The 17,963-nt window shown below is 71.1% G+C and carries 15 protein-coding genes, 1 rRNA gene and 1 pseudogene; 1 reads left to right on the forward strand and 16 read right to left on the reverse strand.

The genetic code is table 11. The features are described from left to right. The 16 genes and pseudogenes from I5E_RS19745 to infC form a co-directional block, all read right to left on the reverse strand. Window positions 1-234 (reverse strand): 16S ribosomal RNA (locus I5E_RS19745); the annotation flags it as partial. A 580-nt stretch (window positions 235-814) separates the two neighbouring features. Then, window positions 815-2,128 (reverse strand): tyrosine--tRNA ligase, encoded by a 1,314-nt coding sequence (gene tyrS / locus I5E_RS19750; RefSeq protein WP_022908505.1) that lies wholly within the window; start codon window positions 2,126-2,128, stop codon window positions 815-817. A 59-nt stretch (window positions 2,129-2,187) separates the two neighbouring features. After that, window positions 2,188-2,883, reverse strand: coding sequence for a DNA-3-methyladenine glycosylase (locus I5E_RS19755; RefSeq protein WP_022908506.1), 696 nt, complete (start codon window positions 2,881-2,883; stop codon window positions 2,188-2,190). Beyond that, complete coding sequence (argH, locus tag I5E_RS19760) at window positions 2,880-4,331, reverse strand: argininosuccinate lyase (RefSeq protein WP_022908507.1); 1,452 nt, start codon at window positions 4,329-4,331, stop codon at window positions 2,880-2,882. The genes I5E_RS19755 and argH overlap by 4 nt, the downstream gene beginning before the upstream one ends. Window positions 4,332-4,546: 215 nt before the next feature. Then, window positions 4,547-5,743 (reverse strand): argininosuccinate synthase, encoded by a 1,197-nt coding sequence (locus I5E_RS19765; protein WP_022908508.1) that lies wholly within the window; start codon window positions 5,741-5,743, stop codon window positions 4,547-4,549. A 15-nt stretch (window positions 5,744-5,758) separates the two neighbouring features. Further along, window positions 5,759-6,784: an ornithine carbamoyltransferase gene (gene argF / locus I5E_RS19770; RefSeq protein WP_022908509.1), complete on the reverse strand. Its 1,026-nt coding sequence runs from the start codon at window positions 6,782-6,784 to the stop codon at window positions 5,759-5,761. Next, a complete protein-coding gene (locus I5E_RS19775; RefSeq protein ID WP_022908510.1) occupies window positions 6,781-8,019 on the reverse strand; it encodes an acetylornithine transaminase in 1,239 nt (412 codons plus the stop codon). The genes argF and I5E_RS19775 overlap by 4 nt, the downstream gene beginning before the upstream one ends. Then, the gene (gene argB, locus I5E_RS19780; protein WP_022908511.1) at window positions 8,016-9,056 is read right to left on the reverse strand and encodes an acetylglutamate kinase; all 1,041 of its coding nucleotides are present in this window, start codon (window positions 9,054-9,056) and stop codon (window positions 8,016-8,018) included. The genes I5E_RS19775 and argB overlap by 4 nt, the downstream gene beginning before the upstream one ends. Then, window positions 9,056-10,258 (reverse strand): bifunctional glutamate N-acetyltransferase/amino-acid acetyltransferase ArgJ, encoded by a 1,203-nt coding sequence (gene argJ, locus I5E_RS19785; RefSeq protein ID WP_022908512.1) that lies wholly within the window; start codon window positions 10,256-10,258, stop codon window positions 9,056-9,058. Before argJ ends, argB begins: the two co-directional genes overlap by 1 nt. Further along, on the reverse strand, window positions 10,255-11,352 hold the full coding sequence (locus I5E_RS19790) for an N-acetyl-gamma-glutamyl-phosphate reductase (RefSeq protein ID WP_022908513.1): 1,098 nt from the start codon (window positions 11,350-11,352) through the stop codon (window positions 10,255-10,257). The genes argJ and I5E_RS19790 overlap by 4 nt, the downstream gene beginning before the upstream one ends. A 77-nt stretch (window positions 11,353-11,429) precedes the next feature. Beyond that, window positions 11,430-13,923: pseudogene (gene pheT, locus I5E_RS22285) on the reverse strand (phenylalanine--tRNA ligase subunit beta). Continuing rightward, window positions 13,923-14,963 (reverse strand): phenylalanine--tRNA ligase subunit alpha, encoded by a 1,041-nt coding sequence (gene pheS / locus I5E_RS19800; RefSeq protein ID WP_022908514.1) that lies wholly within the window; start codon window positions 14,961-14,963, stop codon window positions 13,923-13,925. The pseudogene pheT and the gene pheS overlap by 1 nt, the downstream one beginning before the upstream one ends. A gap of 70 nt (window positions 14,964-15,033) precedes the next feature. Next, window positions 15,034-15,903, reverse strand: coding sequence for a TrmH family RNA methyltransferase (locus I5E_RS19805; RefSeq protein ID WP_022908515.1), 870 nt, complete (start codon window positions 15,901-15,903; stop codon window positions 15,034-15,036). Between the two features lie 66 nt (window positions 15,904-15,969). Continuing rightward, window positions 15,970-16,353: a 50S ribosomal protein L20 gene (gene rplT, locus I5E_RS19810; protein ID WP_022908516.1), complete on the reverse strand. Its 384-nt coding sequence runs from the start codon at window positions 16,351-16,353 to the stop codon at window positions 15,970-15,972. A gap of 28 nt (window positions 16,354-16,381) precedes the next feature. After that, entirely contained in the window at window positions 16,382-16,576 is a 195-nt protein-coding gene (gene rpmI / locus I5E_RS19815; RefSeq protein ID WP_022903519.1) for a 50S ribosomal protein L35, read from the reverse strand. 61 nt (window positions 16,577-16,637) lie between these two features. Beyond that, entirely contained in the window at window positions 16,638-17,300 is a 663-nt protein-coding gene (infC, locus tag I5E_RS19820) for a translation initiation factor IF-3 (RefSeq protein ID WP_083858072.1), read from the reverse strand. A gap of 284 nt (window positions 17,301-17,584) precedes the next feature. Between infC and I5E_RS19825 the strand changes: the two genes are divergently transcribed. Then, the gene (locus I5E_RS19825) at window positions 17,585-17,932 is read left to right on the forward strand and encodes a DUF1844 domain-containing protein (RefSeq protein ID WP_022908517.1); all 348 of its coding nucleotides are present in this window, start codon (window positions 17,585-17,587) and stop codon (window positions 17,930-17,932) included. Window positions 17,933-17,963 lie beyond the last annotated feature (31 nt).

Here is a 17,963-nt window from a genome sequence, read left to right on the forward strand (position 1 = left end):
GCGAGTCCATCCCCAACCAAAAAATCTTTCCACCACCAGACCATGCGGCCGGCAGTCATATCCAGTATTAGACGTCGTTTCCAACGCTTATCCCAGAGTCAGGGGCAGGTTACTCACGTGTTACTCACCCGTTCGCCACTAATCCACCCAGCAAGCTGGGCATCATCGTTCGACTTGCATGTGTTAAGCACGCCGCCAGCGTTCGTCCTGAGCCAGGATCAAACTCTCCGTAAAAAATTACAGATCCGACACCCGAAAGCATCGAACCGAGTTGATTCTGACCGTTGACTGTCTACTGACAATCTTCAATCCAAAAGGAATTGTCTCCGACCCAACCTGCCGAAGCAGACCAGGCACGGGGTCAATAAATTGGCATTGACAATGTGCACGCTGTTGAGTTCTCAAGGACCAGACGCACTCCCCACTCGACCTCGAAAGAGGTTCCGCCAGAGAGGCTTTCGTTCTTGGTAGTCACCGGCCAGGCACGAAGCCTGCGTCGGACCCGGAGGTCCTGTGGCTCATCCCGAGGGAGAGAACCGGTGGAGTAGTCATCCTAGGCGTCGAAGCGATCCAGCGCAAGGCCAGGTCTGAACTTCAGTGGAGGATGGTCCCGCTTGAGGCCGGCAGGCTCTGGGCTCTCGCTCCAGCCGCTCCGCCGCACCTTTGGGGTGACGAGTAAGAACTATACGCAGCTCTGAGCGGGTGCGCCAAGACGCGCCACATCCCGGGCGTGTCGCGTTCTGCAACAACCGGTGCCGAACGCAGCGATGCCCGGCTCCCACCAGGGGAACCGGGCATCGACGGGCCGGGACGATCAGGACAGCGTCACGCCGGCGAGGGTCTTCTTGCCACGACGGAGCACGACCACCCCGCCGGGCAGGGCGAGGCCGGACAGCTGCGCGGTCGCGTCGTCGGCTCGGGCGTTGTTCACGTAGACGCCGCCCTGGTCGATCGCGCGGCGGGCCTCGCCGAGGGACTTCACCAGCTCGGTGTCGACGAGCGCCCGGGCGACGTCGGCGTCACCCGGCAACACCACGGACCCCGGGAGCTCCGCGATCGCCGACCGGAGCGTGCCGGCGTCGAGCGCACCGAGGTCGCCGTTGCCGAACAGGGCCGCCGACGCATCGATCGCCGCCTGCGTCGCCTCGACCCCGTGCACGACGGCCGTCACCTCGAACGCGAGGGTCCGTTGCGCCTCTCGTCGGAAGGGTTCGTCGGCCACGGCCTGCTCGAGCCGCTCGATCTCGGCGCGGGACAGGAACGTGAACTGCCGCAGCCGGGCGACCACGTCGGCGTCCGCCGTGTTGAGCCAGAACTGGTAGAAGGCGTACGGCGACGTCATCTCCGGGTCGAGCCAGATCGCGTTGCCCTCGCTCTTGCCGAACTTCGTGCCGTCGGAGTTCGTGATCAGCGGCGTGCCGAGCGCGTGCACGGCCGCACCCTCGGTCCGTCGGATGAGCTCCGTCCCCGAGGTGAGGTTGCCCCACTGGTCCGACCCACCCGTCTGCAGCGTGCACCCGTACTGCAGGAAGAGTTCGCGGTAGTCCAGCCCCTGCAGGATCTGGTAGCTGAACTCGGTGTAGCTGATGCCCGCGTCAGAGTTCAGACGCGCGGCCACGGCGTCCTTCTTGAGCATGGAGTTCACGCGGAAGTACTTGCCGATGTCCCGCAGGAAGTCGATCGCCGACAGCGGTGCCGTCCAGTCGAGGTTGTTCACCAACCGCACGCCGTTCTCGCCGTCCGGGCTGAGGAACCGTGAGACCTGCCCCTGCAGACGCGTCACCCACTCCCCCACGGTCTCGCGGGTGTTGAGCGTGCGCTCGGCGGTCGGCCGGGGGTCGCCGATCAGGCCGGTGGATCCGCCGACCAGTGCCAGCGGCTTGTGCCCGGCCAGCTGGATCCGACGCATCGTGAGCAGCTGCAGGAGGTTGCCGCAGTGCAGGGAGGCCGCGGTCGGGTCGAAGCCGCAGTAGTACGTGATCGGCTCACCGTCGAGGGCCTCCTCGAGTGCCGTCTCGTCGGTGGAGACGTGCACCAGATCACGCCAGCGCAGTTCGTCCCAGACCGAGGCGAAGGTCGGGTCGTTCTGCTGGCGCGTCAGGACATCGTGAGCGGATTCACTGGACACCCAGCCATCGTAGCGGCGCAGACGGGCCAGGAGGCGCGGGTCGGCCGTGCCGGTGGGGATCAGTCGAGCGCACCCCTGTGCCGCCGGTACGGCGACACCGTCGGGTCGCCGGTGAGCCAGAAGCGCCAGGGGAACCGCGCGCCGCCGGCGACGCCGGCGACACCGGTGCGCGGTCCGCGCGAGATCCGTGGGACGGTGCCCGTCCCGGTCGGGCCGGGCACCGTCTCGGACAGGAGCTCCTCGACGACGCGAGCCGGGCCGTCGGAGGCGAGCCGCGCCTCCAGGCCGGGAGCCAACGTGAGCCGGTACGGGCCGGACCCGTCGAGGAGTCCGCTGCCGTCGTCCTCGCCGAGGACCGCACCGAGCGCGCCGCCGAGGTTGCCGGGCCCACGCGCCAGGGCGACGTCCGCGACGGCCGCTCCACGTCGGGCCCGCGCCGTCTCGACCCCGTCGACGACCTGCGCCCCGCGGAGCAGCGTGCCGGAGGACGTGCCGTCCGGACCGCTGACCACGTTCACGCAGGTGTGGATGCCGTACGAACGGTAGGCGTAGAGGGTCCCGGGCGGTCCGAACAGGTGACGGTTGCGCGGGGTCGGACCGCGGTGCCCGTGCGACCCGGGGTCGGTGGGGCCGGCGTAGGCCTCGACCTCGGTGATGCGCAGGGTCACACCCCTGCCCGCGATCGTCGCACCGAGCAGCGCGGGTGCGGAGACCGGAGCCGGCTCGGAGAGCAGCGCGAGCGTGGGGTGGGTCATCGGGTGAAGGGCGCGCCCTCCGCCAGGTCGTGGACGCGCCGGGTGAGCGACGCGAGCTGCTCGGCGACCCGGTCCGGCGCCGTGCCGCCGATCCCCGCACGCGATGCGACCGAGCCCTCGATCGTGAGGACGCCGCGGACCTCGGGGGTGAGGTGCTCGGAGACCGTCCGGTACTCGTCGTCGGTGGGGTCGTCGAGTTCGACGCCCCGCTCCTCGCAGTACCGGACCAGGGCGCCGGAGACCTCGTGCGCGTCACGGAACGGCACCCCCTGCCGGACCAGCCACTCGGCGACGTCCGTCGCGAGCGAGAAGCCCTGCGGAGCGAGCTCGGCCATCCGGTCGGTGTCGAAGGTCAGGGTCGCGATCATGCCGGTGAAGGCGGGGAGCAGGACCTCGAGGGTGGCGACCGAGTCGAAGACGGGCTCCTTGTCCTCCTGCAGGTCCCGGTTGTAGGCCAGCGGCAGGCCCTTGAGCGTCGCGAGCAGGCCCGTCAGGTTGCCGATGAGCCGACCGGACTTGCCCCGGGCGAGTTCGGCGATGTCCGGGTTCTTCTTCTGCGGCATGATGCTCGACCCGGTCGAGAACGCGTCGTGGAGCCGGACGAACCCGAACTCCTTCGTGTTCCAGAGGATCACCTCCTCCGCCAGGCGGGACACGTCGATGCCGATCTGGGCGAGGACGAACGCGAACTCGGCGACGACGTCGCGTGCCGCCGTCGCGTCGATCGAGTTGTCCGCGGGGCGGGCGAAGCCGAGCTCGTGGGCGATCGCCGACGGGTCGAGTCCCAGCGCGCTGCCGGCGAGGGCACCGGCACCGTAGGGGCTGACGCTCGCGCGGTCCGCCCAGTCCCGGAGTCGCTCGAGGTCGCGGACGAGCGGCCACGCGTGGGCGAGCAGGTGGTGTGCGAGCAGGACCGGCTGTGCGTGCTGCAGGTGCGTCCGGCCCGGCATGATCGCGCCGGGGTGCTCGCTCGCCTGCTGCGAGATCGCGTCCACCAGGTCGATGACGAGGTGGCCGATGCGGCGGCCGTGGTCGAGCATGTGCATCCGGCCGAGCGTGGCGATCTGGTCGTTGCGGCTCCGGCCGGCCCGCAGCTTGCCGCCGAGCTCGGGGCCGAGATCGGCGATGAGCAGGCGCTCGAGGGCGCCGTGCACGTCCTCGTCGCTGTCGGCCGGCTGCAGGGAGCCGTCGGCGTGCGCGGCCTCGAGGCGGTCGAGTCCGGCGAGCATCCGCTCGAGTTCGTCCGCCGACAGGTACCCGGCGGTGGCGAGGGCCCGGGCGTGGGCCCTCGAACCGGCGATGTCGTAGGGGGCGAGCTGCCAGTCGAAGTGGGTCGATCGGGAGAGGGCGGCGAGCTCGGCGCTCGGGCCGTCGGCGAAGCGGCCACCCCAGAGGGCGCCGGTGTTGGTGGCGTCGGTCTTGGCGGCGGGCTGGTTCGCGTCGGTCATGGTTCTCTCGTCATCCGGTCGAGCGGTGCTGGGGTGGTGGTGCGGGGTCGGGGTTCTGGGTGCCGGGTCGGGGTCCTGGGTGCCGGGTCCGGGTCCGGGGGTCGGGGTTCTGGGTGCCGGGTCGGGGTCCTGGGTGCCGGGTCCGGGTCCGGGGTTCGCGGTTCGGGGTCGGGGTTCGGGGTGCCGGGTCAGGGGGTCGCGGTCTGGGGTCCGGGTCAGTTCGCGAGGTCCCGTCGGGCGGAGATCTTGCTCGGCAGCGACCAGATGTCGATGAAGCCCTTCGACCGCGACTGGTCGAAGGCGTCGCCCGTCTCGGAGGTCGCGAGCTCGAAGTCGTAGAGGCTCTGGCTCGACCGACGACCCGTGACGACCGCGCGGCCCGCGTGCAGCCGGAGCCGGACGTCGCCCGAGACGTGCTGCTGGGTGTGGGCGATGAAGGCGTCGAGGCTCCGCTTGAGCCCGCTGAACCACAGTCCGTCGTAGACCAGGTCGGCCCAGTCCGACTCGACGCGTCGCTTGTACCGGTTCACGTCGCGCTCGAGGGTCAGGTTCTCGAGCTCCTCGTGCGCCGTGATCAACGCCACGGCAGCCGGGGCCTCGTAGACCTCGCGCGACTTGATGCCGACGAGGCGGTCCTCGACCACGTCGATGCGGCCGACACCGTGCTTGCCGGCGAGCGCGTTGAGCTCCTGCACGACGCGCAGGACGCTGAAGCGCTGGCCGTCGATGGCGACCGGCACGCCCCGCTCGAAGGTGATCGTCACCTCATCCGGGTCACGCGGGACGGTCGGGTCCTGCGTGTACGCGTAGAGCTCCTCGACCGGCGCGGTCCACGGGTCGTCGAGGAACCCGGTCTCGACCGCACGACCCCACACGTTCTGGTCGACGGACCACGGCGACCGCTCCGACTGCCCGATCGGCAGACCCCGCTGCCGGGCGTGGGCGAAGGCCTCGTCTCGGGACAGCGCGAGGTCCCGGACGGGCGCGATGCTCGTCAGGTCGGGGGCGATCGCCGCGACCGCGGCCTCGAACCGGACCTGGTCGTTGCCCTTGCCCGTGCACCCGTGGGCGACGCTGTCGGCGCCGAGCTGCTTCGCCGTGAGCGCCAGGTGCTTCGCGATGAGCGGCCGACTCAACGCGGAGACGAGCGGGTAGCGCTTCTGGTACGACGCGTTCGCCTGCAGCGCGGGCACGAGGTAGTCGTCCGCGAACTCGTCCTTGGCGTCGACGACGATCGACTCGACGGCGCCGCAGTCGAGTGCGCGCTGCCGGATCGCCGCCAGGTCCTCGCCGCCCTGGCCCACGTCCACCGCGAGCGCGACGACGTCCTTGCCGGTGGCCTCACGCAGCCAGCCGATACCGACGGACGTGTCGAGTCCGCCGGAGTACGCGAGGACGACGCGGTCTGCCACGGTGGTCTCCCTCGGTCAGGCGGTCGCCGGGGCGCTGGTCATCGCGGGGGTACCGGTCGCCGGGGCGCCGGTCGCGGTGGCGCCGGTCACCGGGGCGCCGGTCGCCGGGGCTCCGGTCGCGTTCGCTGCCAGGAGCCAGGCGAGCAGTGCCTTCTGGGCGTGGAGCCGGTTCTCCGCCTCGTCCCAGATGATGCTGCGCGGACCGTCGATGACCTCGGCCGTGACCTCGAAGCCCCGGTCGGCCGGCAGGCAGTGCATGAAGACGGCGTCGTCGGCGGCGTGCGCCATCATCGCGTCGTCCACGCGGTACCCGTTGAACGTGTCCAGGCGCGCCTGCTTCTCGTCTTCCTTGCCCATCGACACCCAGGTGTCCGTGACGACGACGTCCGCACCGGCGACGGCCGCGACCGGGTCCGTCACGACGAGGACCGACCCGCCGGTCTCGGCAGCGCGGCGCTCGGCGTCGGAGACGACATCGGCGGCGGGCGAGAACGCGGACGGCGCCGCGACCCGCACGTGCATGCCGGCGGTGGCGCCGGCGAGCAGGTACGACTGCGCCATGTTGCTCGCGCCGTCGCCGACGAACGCCACGGTCTGCCCGGCGAGGGTGCCGCGGTGCTCGCGGATGGTCAGCAGGTCGGCGAGCAGCTGGCAGGGGTGGAAGTCGTCGGACAGGGCGTTGACGACGGGCACGCTCGTGTTCGCCGCCATCTCCTCGAGTCCGGCCTGACCGTAGGTGCGCCACACGATCGCCGAGACCATGCGCTCGAGGACCCGCGCGGTGTCCGTCGGGGTCTCCTTGCCGCCCAGCTGGCTGTTGGCGGTGGAGATGATGAGCGGGCTGCCGCCGAGGTCGGAGATCCCGACGTGGAACGACACCCGCGTCCGCGTCGACGACTTGTCGAAGATCACGGCGACGCTCTGCGGCCCGGCGAGGGGCTTCGCGCCCCAGCGGTCGGCCTTCATCTGTTCGGCGAGGTCGAGGATCGCGGACTGCTCCGCCTGGCTGAGGTCGTCGTCCCGGAGGAAGTGACGGGTCATGCTGAGGTCTCCTGGGTGGTGGCGCCCTGCTCGGCGGCGACTGCGGCGAGGCTCTCGCCGAGGATCGACACGAACTCGTCGATCTCGGCGTCGGACACGATGAGCGGCGGCGCGATGCGCAGGCTCGACTCGTTCGGGGCGTTGATGATCAGACCGCGCTCGAGCGCGGCGGCGTTGACGGCGGCGGCGATCGGCCCGGTGAGTCCGACCCCGATGAGCAGGCCGGATCCGCGGACCTCCTCGACGAGGGGTGACCCGATGCCCTGGATGCCCGCGCGGATGCGCTCCCCCTTCGTCACCGCACCGGACACGAGGTCCGCGCGCTCGATCTCGGCGAGGACGGCGTTCGCCACCCGGGTGCCGAGGGGGTTGCCGCCGAACGTGGAGCCGTGCTGGCCGGCCGAGAACAGGTCGGACGCCCAGCCGAAGGTGACGAGCGCCCCGATCGGGAACCCGCCGGCGATGCCCTTGGCGACCGTGACGGCGTCCGGCTGGAAGCCGTGCCCCTGGTACGTGAACCAGTTGCCGGTGCGGCCGACACCCGTCTGGATCTCGTCGAGGATCAGCAGCGCGCCGTGCTCCTCGGTCAGGCGACGGGCGGCGAGGAGGAATCCCTCGGGCAGGTCGACCACGCCGGCCTCGCCCTTGATCGGCTCGAGGATCAGCGCGGCCACGGTGTCGTCGAGGGCCGCCTCGAGGGCGTCGACGGACGTGTCGATGTGCTCGACACCCGGGACCATCGGCAGGAAGTCTTCTTGCAGGGCGGGCTTGCCGGTGAGCGCGAGCGCACCCATCGTGCGGCCGTGGAAGCCCTGCTTCAGGGCGAGGATGCGGGTCTTCCGGCCGTCGGCGCCCTTGTTGAGGCGCGCGAGCTTGAAGGCGGCCTCGTTCGCCTCGGCGCCGGAGTTGCCGAAGTACACCCGGCCGGCGTCCCCGGCACCCGTGATGCGCTTGAGTCGCTCGGCGAGCTCGAGCTGCGGCGGCGTCGCGAAGTAGTTCGAGACGTGCACGAGCTTCGCGGCCTGGTCGCTGATCGCCTCGACCAGCGCGGGGTGCGCGTGGCCGAGCGAGTTGACGGCGATGCCGGCGAGGAAGTCGAGGTACTCGTTGCCGTCGACGTCCCAGACGCGGCAGCCCTGGCCACGTTCGAGCATGATCTTCGGCGGGGTCAGGGATCGCATGAGCGACGCCCCGAACCGGTCGTTCCAGGTCTCGGTCTGCGTCTCGGTGCTCACTGCTGCTGTCCCTTCTCGGTCGTGCTGGCCACGTGTTGGCCGGTGCCGCTGTCGGTCGACGGTGCTGCGACGCGTCGGCCGATCTCGGCGTGGGTCATCTGGTTCTCGGTGCGTCGGCTGGGGTCCGGGATCACCTCGGTGCCGGCACCGCGCAGGGTGAAGACCTCGAGCAGGATCGAGTGCGGGATGCGCCCGTCGATGATCGTCGCCCCGCCGACCCCGCCGACCACGGCGTCGAGGCACGCGGTCATCTTGGGGATCATGCCCGACTCGAGCGACGGCAGGAGTGCGCGCAGCTCCTCGACCGCGATGAGGTCGACGATCGAGTCGCGGTCCGGCCAGTTGCGGTAGAGGCCCGGGACGTCGGTGAGCATCATGAGCTTCGACGCCTTGAGGGCGATCGCGAGCGCTCCGGCCGCGGCGTCGGCGTTCACGTTGAGCGCCTGGTCGGGGTGGGCGTCGTCGATCGCGATGCTCGACACCACCGGGATGCGACCGGCCTCGATCGCGGCGAGCACCCCGGACGGGTCCACGTGCGTGATGTCGCCGACGTGTCCGAGGTCGAAGTGCTCGCCGTCGACGACGACGCCCTTCTTCTCGCCGGTGAACAGCGAGCCGCCGTCACCGAACACGCCCACCGCGAGGCCCTCGCCGTGCTCGTTCACCAGGTCGACGATCTCGCGGTTGACCTCGCCCGCGAGCACGTCGCGGACGACCGTGATCGCCTCGGTCGTGGTGACGCGGTACCCGCCGCGGAACTCGGACTCGATGCCCTGTTCCTTGAGGGCGGCGGAGATCTGCGGGCCGCCGCCGTGCACGACGACCGGGTGCAGGCCGGCGTAGCGGAGGTAGACCATGTCCTCGGCGAACGCGCGCTTGAGGTCGCCGTTGATCATCGCGTTGCCGCCGAACTTGACGACGACGATCTTGCCCGAGAACCGCTTCAGCCACGGCAGGGACTCGATGAGCGTCGCGGCCTTGACGGTCGCGAGCTCGTGCTCTTCTTCCTTCGAGAGGAATCCGGTGTCGTCGGCCATCAGCTGGAGTACGCGCTGTTCTCGTGCACGTAGTCGTGCGTGAGGTCGTTCGTCAGGATCGTCGCCGCGTGCGGGCCGACCCCGAGGTCGATCAGCACGTGCGTGTCGCGTGGGGTCAGGTCGACGCGGTCGCTCGGCTCGTCGGGTGCGCCGGCGTGGCAGACGCGCACGCCGTTCATCGAGACGTCGACGGCGTAGGGGTCGAACTCGGCGTCGGTGGTGCCGATCGCCGCGAGCACCCGGCCCCAGTTCGGGTCGTTGCCGAACACCGCGGCCTTGAACAGGTTGTTGCGGGCGACGCTCCGCCCGACCGTGACGGCGTCGTCCTCGGTCGCGGCGTGCACGACCTCGATCGCGATGTCGTGGCTCGCGCCTTCCGCGTCCTGCTGCAGCTGCCGTGCGAGGTCCGCGCAGACGGCGGTCAGGGCCTCCTGGAAGTCACCGACCTCGGGGGTGACGCCGCTCGCTGCCGAGGACATCAGCACGACGGTGTCGTTCGTCGACATGCAGCCGTCGGAGTCGACGCGGTCGAACGTGACCCGCGTGGCCGCGCGGAGCGCCTGGTCGAGGTCGTCGGAGCCGAGGACCGCGTCGGTCGTGATGACGACGAGCATGGTCGCGAGGCCCGGCGCGAGCATGCCGGCGCCCTTGGCCATCCCGCCGACGGTCCAGCCGTCCTCGGAGACGACCGACTGCTTCGGCTTCGTGTCCGTGGTCATGATCGCGGTCGCCGCGTCCGGGCCGCCGTCGGACGACAGGGCCGCACTCGCGAGGTCGACGCCCCGCAGGACGTTGTCGCGGAAGGTCTGGTCGCCGACCCCGATCAGCCCGGTCGAGCAGACGACGACGTCACCCGCGCCGATGCCGAGTGCCGCGCCGACCGCCTCGGCCGTGAGGTGGGTGGTCTGGAAGCCGAAGGGGCCGGTGAAGCAGTTGGCACCGCCGGAGTTGAGGACCACCGCGCGCGCCACACCGTCACCGACGACCTGACGCGACCAGATGACGGGGTGTGCCTGTGCCCGGTTGCTCGTGAACACCGCGGCGACCGCGGCCGCCGGTCCGTCGTTGACGACGAGGGCGACGTCCGGCGTGCCGCTCGCCTTGAGCCCCGCCGTCACGCCCGCAGCGCGGAACCCCGCTGCCGCGGTGACGCCCTGGAGGCCCGGGTCGCCCTGGGTGGACTGGGTTGCGTCTGCGCTCACGGTGCGACTCCGTCCGTGCTGAGGCCGAGGGTCTCCGGGAAGCCCAGGGCGATGTTCGTGGACTGGACCGCCGCTCCGGCGGTGCCCTTCGCGAGGTTGTCGAGGGCACTGACCGCGACGACGCGGCCTGCGGCCTCGTCGACCGCGATGCCGACCAGGCAGGTGTTGGCACCGATCGTGTCCGCCACCCGGGGGAACTCGCCCTCGGGCAGGAGGTGCACGAAGGGCTCGTCGGCGTAGGCCTGCTCCCACGCGAGGCGGACGTCGCGTGCGCTCACGCCGGGGGCGAGCTTCGCGGTCGTCGTCGCGAGGATGCCGCGGGCCATCGGGACGAGCACCGGCGTGAACGAGATCGTGACGTCGGCGGCCCCGGCGACCACGAGGTTCTGCTGGATCTCGGGGACGTGCCGGTGTGTCCCGCCGACCGCGTAGGCACTGGCGGAGCCCATGATCTCGGACGCCAGGTACGTCGTCGCGAGCTTCTTGCCGGCACCGCTCGGACCGACGCTGAGGACGGCGACGAGGTCGTCCGACTCGACCAGGCCGGCCTGGATGCCCGGCTGGATGCCGAGCGTCACCGCGGTCACGTTGCACCCGGGGACGGCGATCCGCTTGGTCCCGACGAGGGCCGCGCGCTGCCGTCCCTGCGTCTCGATGTCGTCGAGATCCCGCCACTCGTCGGCCGACCCGGGCGTCGGTGCCGCGTGCAGCAGCTCCGGCAGGCCGTAGGTCCACGCGCCGTGGTACTCGCCGCCGTAGAACGCTTCCCACGCCGCCGGGTCCGTCAGCCGGTGGTCCGCCCCGCAGTCCACGACCAGGGCGTCCCCACCGAGTTCCTCGGTGATCGCGCCGGACTGCCCGTGCGGCAGCGCGAGGAACACCACGTCGTGTCCGCGCAGGTTCTCCGCCGTCGTCTCGACGAGGGTCAGGTGCGACAGCGAGCGGAGGTGCGGCTGCGTCGCGATGAGCGGCTGTCCGGCGTTCGAGAACGCCGTCACCGTCCTGACGTCGAACTCGGGATGGGCGGAGAGCACGCGCAGGAGCTCACCGCCCGCGTAGCCGGAGGCTCCCGCCACGGCGACGGATACGGACATGGGATTCCACCTTTGGTCGGACTGGTCGTCGAGAGAGTCGGAGGCGGCGGCCCCGGGCGGTGCTGGTCCCGATGGGATCAGTCGCGCAGGGTCGCCCCGAATCGCTCGCCGGCACGTCGGACTGCGCCGTCACGGGCCTCGGTGGCCTCGGCAGCGGTCAGCGTGCGGTCCGTGGCGCGGAAGCGCAGCGCGAACGTCAGGGACTTCTGTCCCTCGTCCACGCCGGAGCCCCGGTAGTCGTCCACGAGCCGAGCATACTCCAACAGGTCTCCGGCACCACCGCGGACGGCGTCCAGCACGTCACCCGCCGGGACGTCGGCACCCACCACGAGGGAGAGGTCCTGCGTCGCCGCCGGGTAGGAGACGATCGGGGCGACCGACACGAGCTCGGGTGCCGCAGCGACGAGGGCGTCGAGGTCGAGCTCGACGACCGCGACCACCCGCGGCAGCACCGCGGCCTCGGTCAGCTCGGGCAGGAGCTCGCCAGCGACGCCGACGACGCGCCCGCCGACGAGGAGCGCCGCCGCGCGACCAGGGTGCAGGGACGGGTGCGTCGTCTGCGCGACCGTGAGGTCCACGCCGACGGCCCAGGCGACCGAGCGGGCGACGTCGAGCGCGTCCGCGATGCCGTACGGCTCGGGCTGCACGCCGGGCTGCTTCACGACCCGGTTGCCGGTGAGCAGCGCGGACACGTGGAACGGCTGCGCGGGCAACGACGCGTCGAGCGCGGCCAGGGTGTCGCGGTCGGGCAGGGCCGCACCGGCCGGCACCGTGTCGGTCCCGAGCGTCTCGCCCGCGACCGGCAGGAACACCCGCGAGGTCTCGTACAGCGCGACGTCGACGAGCCCCCTGGACACGTTGCGGCGGGCGGCGTCGACGAGCGCCGGGACGCCGCTGCGCCGGAGGAGGCTCTGCTCGCTGTCGAGGGCGTTGGCCAGGACGACGCTCGGGCCGCCCGCGCCGTCGATGCCCGGGTACGCGTCCTGCGTGGCCTGGGACACGAAGGGTGCGGTGACGACCTCGACCAGCCCGTCGGCGGCCAGTGCGGCGGCGACGCGACGCCGTGCCTGCTGGTGCCCGGAGAGCCCCGCGGCCGGGCGGTGCGACGGGGAGGACGCTCGGGATCCGGTCGTAGCCGACGATGCGCGCGACCTCTTCGACGAGGGTGGTGTCGTCGGTGAGGTCGGGGCGCCAGGTCGGCGGGGTGACGGCGAGGGTGTCGCCATCGACGTCGACCGACGCACCGATCGCGCGGAGGGTGTCGACGACCTCGGCGTCGGTGTAGTCGACGCCGACCAGCTCGGACGGACGGGCGATGCGCATCGTGACGGTCGGGCGGGGCTCGGTGTCGACGAGCGTCGAGCCGAGGGCGTCGGCGGTGCCGCCGGCGAGCTCGACGAGCAGGTCGACGGCACGGTTCGCGGCGGCCTCGGCGACGAGCGGGTCGACGCCGCGCTCGAAGCGTCGGGACGCCTCGCTCGGGAGCTTGTGCCGACGCGCCGTCCGGGCGATGGACACCTGGTCGAAGCCGGCGGCCTCGATCAGGACGTCGGTGGTCCGGTCGGAGATCTCGGTCCGGGCGCCACCCATCACGCCGGCGAGGCCGACGGGACCGGCGTCGTCGGTGATGACGAGGTCTTCGGGGTCGAGCGTCCGGTCGACGTGGTCGAGGGTCGTCAGGGTCTCGCCGGCGATCGCACGACGGACGCCGAGCCCACCCTGCAGCGTGGCGAGGTCGTACCCGTGCAGCGGCTGGCCGAGCTCGAACATGACGTAGTTCGTGACGTCGACGGGCAGCGAGATCGACCGGACACCGGCGAGGGCGAGACGCGAGACCATCCACGCCGGGGTCGTCGCGGTCGGGTCGATCCCGCGGACGACGCGGGTGACGAACGTGTGCGCGCCCACCCGGCCCCGGATCGGCGCGGTGTCGTCGATCGTGACGGGGAAGCCCTCGCCCGAGCGGGGCGTGACGCGCTCGACCGGGTCGTGGAAGGTCGCACCGGTCGCGTGGGCGTACTCGCGGGCGACGCCGCGCATGCTCAGCACGTACCCGCGGTCCGGCGTGACGTTGATCTCGACCGCGGCGTCGTCGAGCCCGAGGAGCGCAATGGCGTCGGCGCCGACCTCGGGTTCCATGCCGAGGTCCGCGAAGCGGAGGATGCCGTCGTGCTCGTCACCGAGGCCGAGCTCGCGGGCCGACGCGATCATGCCGTCGGACACGTGCCCGTACGTCTTGCGCGCGGCGATCGGGAACGGCCCGGGCAGGACCGCACCCGGGAGCGTCACGACGACGAGGTCGCCGACGTCGAAGTTGTGCGCGCCGCAGACGATGCCGCGGGGCTCGGGCTCGCCGACGTCCACCTGGCACCAGTTGATCGTCTTGCCGTTCTTCTGCGGCTCGGGCTCACGCTCGAGCACCCGGCCGACGACGATCGGACCCGTGAGGTCGTACGTGTGGACGTCCTCTTCCTCGAAGCCCACCGACACGAGCGCCGCGTGGACGTGCTCGAGGGAGACGTCGTCGGGGAGGTCGACGGACTCGCCGAGCCAACGGAGTGGGACGCGCATCAGACCACCGTTCCGAACTGCTGCGAGAAGCGGATGTCGCCCTCGAGGAAGTCACGCATGTCGTTCAGGCCGTTGCGGAACTGCAGCGTCCGCTCGATGCCCATGCCGAACGCGAAGCCCTGGTACTCGGCCGGGTCGATGCCGGCGGCTCGCAGGACGTTCGGGTTGACCATGCCGCAGCCGCCCCACTCGACCCACCGTGCGCCACCCTTGGCGTTCGGCTGCCAGACGTCCATCTCGGCGCTGGGCTCGGTGAAGGGGAAGTAGTTCGGACGGAGACGGATCTGCGCCTCGGCCCCGAACATCTGGCGCGCGAAGTGCTCGAGCGTGCCGCGCAGGTGCGCCATGGTCAGGCCCTTGTCGATCGCGATGCCCTCGACCTGGGTGAAGACCGGCAGGTGCGTGGCGTCGAGCTCGTCGGCGCGGTAGACCCGCCCCGGTGCGATGACGTAGAGCGGCAGGTCGCGCGAGAGCAGCGACCGCACCTGCACCGGCGAGGTGTGGGTGCGCATGACGAGGTGCCGCTCGACCGGCTCGACGAAGATCGTGTCGGCCATGGCCCGGGCGGGGTGGTCCGGGTCGAAGTTCAGCGCGTCGAAGTTGAACCACTCGTGCTCGAGCTCGGGGCCCTCCGCCACTTCCCACCCCATGCCGACGAAGATGTCGGCCACGGTCTCGTTGAGGAGCGACAGCGGGTGCCGGGACCCGGGCACCCGGCGGGTCGGGAGCGCCGTGACGTCGACGCGCTCGGCGTCGAGCCGTGCGCGTTCCTCGGCCTCGGCGAGCACGGACTCCTGCTCGGCGACCGCCTGGTTCACCCGGCCACGGGCCTGTCCGACGAGCTTGCCCGCGGCGGCCTTCTGTTCCGGCGGCACGCTGCGCATCGACGCGTTCATCCGCGCCAGCGCGGACTGTTCGCCGGTGTGCTCGGCCCTGGCCTGCTTCAGCTCGGCGACGGTCGTCGTGGCACGGACCGCAGCGAGGGCCCGGTCCACGGCGTCGGCGACGGCCGATTCGCTGATCTCGAGAGGTTCTGACACGAGGCCCAAGCCTACCGGCCCCTGGGATACCGCGGCCCGTCCCGCCGGACGGGGGGATCGACCCGGCGCGTCAGTCCCCTGTGGAGGACCGGGCCGTGCGCTGGGCGAACGCCGACTCGTACAGGCAGACGGACGCCGCGGTCGCGAGGTTCATCGACTCTGCCCGGCCGTAGATCGGCACCTTGACCGCACGGTCGACGAGGGCGAGGTCCTCGCTCGTCAGGCCGCGGGCCTCGTTGCCGAACACCCAGGCGGTCGGGCCGTCGAGCATGCCGTCGGCGCGGACCTCCGGCAGGTCGTCGCCCGAGACGTCGGCGGCGAGGATCGTGTAACCGAGGCCCCGGGCACGGGTCACCGCGTCGGCGAGGGTCACGCCGACCGACACCGGGACGTGGAAGAGCGATCCCGTGGTCGACCGGACCACCTTCGGGTTGTACGGGTCGACGCTGCGCCCGGTGAGGACCACCGCGTCGGCGCCGGCGGCGTCGGCCGCACGGATGATCGTGCCGGCGTTGCCCGGATCACGCACCTCCTCGAGGATCGCGACGATCCCCGGCAGGCCGCCCCGCGCCTCCTGGCCCGCGTCGTCGTCGGTCTCGACGACCGCACCCGGGTCGGGGAAGACGTCCTTCACCGACGTCGGGAACTGCTGGCACACCGCGACGACGCCCTGCGGCGTCACGGTGTCGGCCATCGCGTCGAGCACCTGCTCCGTGACGAACCAGGTGTCGACGGGCGCGTCGTCGAGGCCGTAGCGCGCGGCGGCCGTCGGGGTCACGTAGAGCTCGCGGAGGAGCTCCGGGCGGTACTCGATGGCCTCGCGCACCGCCTGCGGCCCCTCGAGCAGGAACAGGCCCGTCTCGGCGCGCACGTCCTTCTTCGACAGCGCTGCGACGGCGCGGACACGGCCGGCCTTGGGGTTCTCGAGGAGATCGCTCACGGGACAAGTCTAGGAACGACGAAACCCCCGCCGGACCGGCGGGGGTTTCGGGAGCAGAAGAACTGACTACGCAGCCTTCGGGGCCGAGGTGTCGGCCGGGAGCGCCTTCTTGGCGGTCTCGACGAGCGCCGCGAAGGTCTCGGGGTTGTTCACCGCGAGGTCCGCGAGGATGCGACGGTCGACCTCGACGCCGGCCAGGCCGAGGCCCTGGATGAGGCGGTTGTAGGTCAGGCCGTTCGCACGCGACGCGGCGTTGATGCGCTGGATCCAGAGGCGACGGAACTCGCCCTTCTTCGCGTGACGGTCGCGGTACGCGTAGACGAGGGAGTGGGTGACCTGCTCCTTGGCCTTGCGGTACAGACGCGAACGCTGACCGCGGTAGCCCTCGGCGCGCTCGAGGATGACGCGGCGCTTCTTGGCGGCGTTGACCGCTCTCTTTACTCGTGCCATTGATCTATTCCTTTACGTTCTGCGGGGCTCAGTGGCCGAGGAGCTTCTTGACGTTCTTCGCGTCAGCCTTGGCGAGGACCTGGTCCTCGTTGAGGCGGGCCTTGCGCTTGGCGCTCTTGACCTCGAGGTTGTGACGCATACCGGCCTGCTGCTTCATGATCTTGCCGCTACCGGTGACCTTGAAGCGCTTCTTCGACCCGGAGTGGGTCTTCTGCTTGGGCATGGTGGTGCCTTTCCGTGGGATGGATGGGGGGCCGCGTCGTTGCGGGATCGGTCGGTGGGACCTATTCGGCGGGAGCTTCGGCCTGCTCGGACTCGGGAGCCACGTCCGTGGTCTCCTTGCCCTTCGCAGCGTGCTCCGACGCACGACGCTCGGCCTTCTGAGCAGCGCGCTTGGCGTTCTGCTCGCCCTTGACGTCGGACTTGTTCTTGAGCGGGGCGATGATCATCGTCATGTTGCGGCCGTCCTGGGTCGGACGCGACTCGACGACACCGAACTCGGCGATCTCCTCGGCGAACTTCTGGAGGAGACGGACACCCTGCTCCGGACGCGACTGCTCGCGACCACGGAAGAGGATCATCGCCTTCACCTTGTCGCCACCGAGGAGGAAGCCCTCGGCGCGCTTGCGCTTCGTCTCGTAGTCGTGCACGTCGATCTTCAGGCGGAACCGGACTTCCTTGAGGTCCGTGTTCACCTGGTTGCGACGGGCTTCCTTGGCCTTCTGAGCGGCCTCGTACTTGAACTTGCCGTAGTCCATGATCTTGGCCACGGGCGGCTTCGAGTTCGGCGCGACCTCGACCAGATCCAGCTCGGCTTCCTGCGCGAGGCGCAGTGCGACGGCGATGGGGACAACGCCGACCTGCTCGCCCTGGGGGCCGACGAGTCGGACCTCGGGGACGCGGATACGGTCGTTGGTACGGGGATCGGGAATGCGGAGCTCCTTCAATCAGGTGGTGGCCGTCCGGGGCGTTTGCCCTGGGCGACGGCACGAGAGAGGAGATCTGACGCACGGATCTTCGACCCGTTCGGCAGCCGCCCGACGCCGACCCCTGCGGGACGGCCGACCGGCGCGGACGCCGGTGGAGCGGTGTGGACCCGGTAGCCTGTGGTGCGCGGCCGCGGGTGGGAGAGACTCCTCTTTCGTGACGCTGAGCACGTGTTCGGCCTCGTTCGCACGAGTCCGGGCACGCAGACAGCATCTGCCGCGGAAGAGTCTAGCAGAGGAGCACCGTGACCGACACCCCATCCCCCGAGCCCGACGAGGCCGCCCGCGACATCGCCGAGGTGCCGGCCGTCGAACTCATCAACACCGTGGCCGTGCACCTGCTCAGTGCGGCGGCCGTGAAGGTCGGCCTCGCGGACGACCCCGAGGAGCAGACCGACCTCGACGAGGCACGGAAGCTCATCACCGCGCTCGCGGGGCTCGTCACCGCCGCCGCGACGGAGATCGGGGACCAGCACGCCCGTCCGCTGCGTGACGGCCTCCGCTCGGTGCAGCTCGCGTTCCGCGAGGCGTCGAGCATCCAGGACGCGCCGGGCGCGGGCCCCGGCGAGAAGTACACCGGCCCCGTCACCTGACGGGCGTCACCCGGTGACCCACGGGAGGCGC

This window comes from Curtobacterium sp. B18, from assembly GCF_000333375.1.
GTDB lineage: Bacteria > Actinomycetota > Actinomycetes > Actinomycetales > Microbacteriaceae > Curtobacterium.

Bases quoted from the DNA above. Each gene is read 5' to 3' on its own strand.
- rpmI (WP_022903519.1), bottom strand. From the start codon at position 16,576: ATGCCCAAGCAGAAGACCCACTCCGGGTCGAAGAAGCGCTTCAAGGTC.
- argH (WP_022908507.1), bottom strand. From the start codon at position 4,331: ATGACCGACGCGAACCAGCCCGCCGCCAAGACCGACGCCACCAACACC.
- rplT (WP_022908516.1), bottom strand. From the start codon at position 16,353: ATGGCACGAGTAAAGAGAGCGGTCAACGCCGCCAAGAAGCGCCGCGTC.
- argF (WP_022908509.1), bottom strand. From the start codon at position 6,784: ATGACCCGTCACTTCCTCCGGGACGACGACCTCAGCCAGGCGGAGCAG.
- argB (WP_022908511.1), bottom strand. From the start codon at position 9,056: ATGGCCGACGACACCGGATTCCTCTCGAAGGAAGAAGAGCACGAGCTC.
- I5E_RS19755 (WP_022908506.1), bottom strand. From the start codon at position 2,883: ATGACCCACCCCACGCTCGCGCTGCTCTCCGAGCCGGCTCCGGTCTCC.
- I5E_RS19790 (WP_022908513.1), bottom strand. From the start codon at position 11,352: ATGTCCGTATCCGTCGCCGTGGCGGGAGCCTCCGGCTACGCGGGCGGT.